Origin of the sequence: Extensimonas perlucida, assembly GCF_007655255.1 — a bacterium.
Taxonomy (GTDB): Bacteria; Pseudomonadota; Gammaproteobacteria; order Burkholderiales; family Burkholderiaceae_C; genus Extensimonas; species Extensimonas perlucida.
Map to the genome: position 1 here is coordinate 1 of NZ_VMYE01000049.1, position 1,095 is coordinate 1,095.

Here is a 1,095-nt window from a genome sequence, read left to right on the forward strand (position 1 = left end):
GCCCACAGCCCTCCACGATGGTGAGAAAAATCTCCAATACACTGCCGACGTCTACAACGATTCGACTCGTTGCGCCTCGCTGCTTTTTGCGGGGGCTTCAGGCTCATACCTGATTTGGAAAAGACTCGGATGACGGCTGTCGGTGACGACGAGCACATCGGCGGCCCAGGCGGAGGGGCCGAGCAGCACAGCCAAGAGTCCGGCCGCAAGCAGGTGCCACTGCGCTACAGATGGGTTGGATATGGGAGCTGGCATGTCGAGCCACCGTGAAAACGATCAGGGTGGGTAGTCGACTCCAGGGGGGCGATGGAAGCGACTGTCAAACCGGAATCGGCGCTCTCCGGTTTGATGCGACAACAGCAGCGAGCGTTATGGGCTGCTCAGGATGCAAAAAAACGGGGAAGCTGGAAGCTCCCGTCAAGATCAATACGCTGCCATCTGGAGGACCTTGTGTACGAGGCTGCGCCAGAACCTATCCATCAGCCTCCTTCTTCCGCGAGTTCGTCACTTTCCGGCTGGCATGCACGGCCAGCACGTTCTGCACGAAGCGGATGCCTGTCGTGCGCGCAGCGAATGCCGCGACTAGATATTGACCCAGGAACCAAGCGGTCGAGATCAGAATGCGAGGCGTATCCAACCCACTGAAATACATCACCGCGGGTACTATGGGCACGAGCAGCAGCGACATAGCGGCAATGTCGCGGAACAGCAGATAGTTCTTGTGGCTGTCCACGACCGAGGGGTCTGAATCGGGTGCGATTCAAACTGATGTGTCTTAATAGTGCCTATTGGCGTAAGCCGGCAATGCCAGGAGGGCAGCGTGATGAGACCAGACGAGATCAGCGACGAGGAGATTGTGCGAGGGCTTCGCGAGCATCCGCAGATCCGCCAGCGAGTGGCATCGCTGCTGAGTGCGGTGCAGGACGCACACGGGGACTTGAAACGCGCCGATGACGCCGAGCAGCGCCTGAGCGAAGAGCTTCGCCGTCTTGGTCAGGAGGCGATGCAGGGCTGGGCTGAGCGCCAGGTTCGCATCACCGAGCAGGAACTACGCCGGGGTGGGCGGGTGCACCGCGAGGGTAAAAAAAACTCCTG

At 59.8% G+C, this 1,095-nt stretch carries 1 protein-coding gene and 1 pseudogene; one reads left to right on the forward strand and one right to left on the reverse strand.

Features of this window, described 5'->3' with window-relative positions; all coding sequences use genetic code 11:
• Positions 1-472 precede the first annotated feature (472 nt).
• The gene (locus FK527_RS17160) at positions 473-733 is read right to left on the reverse strand and encodes a hypothetical protein (protein ID WP_025297651.1); all 261 of its coding nucleotides are present in this window, start codon (positions 731-733) and stop codon (positions 473-475) included.
• A 90-nt stretch (positions 734-823) separates the two neighbouring features.
• On the opposite strand from FK527_RS17160, the pseudogene FK527_RS17165 reads away from it, so the two are divergent.
• Positions 824-1,095, forward strand: a pseudogene (locus FK527_RS17165) (ISKra4-like element ISTvi1 family transposase); the annotation flags it as partial.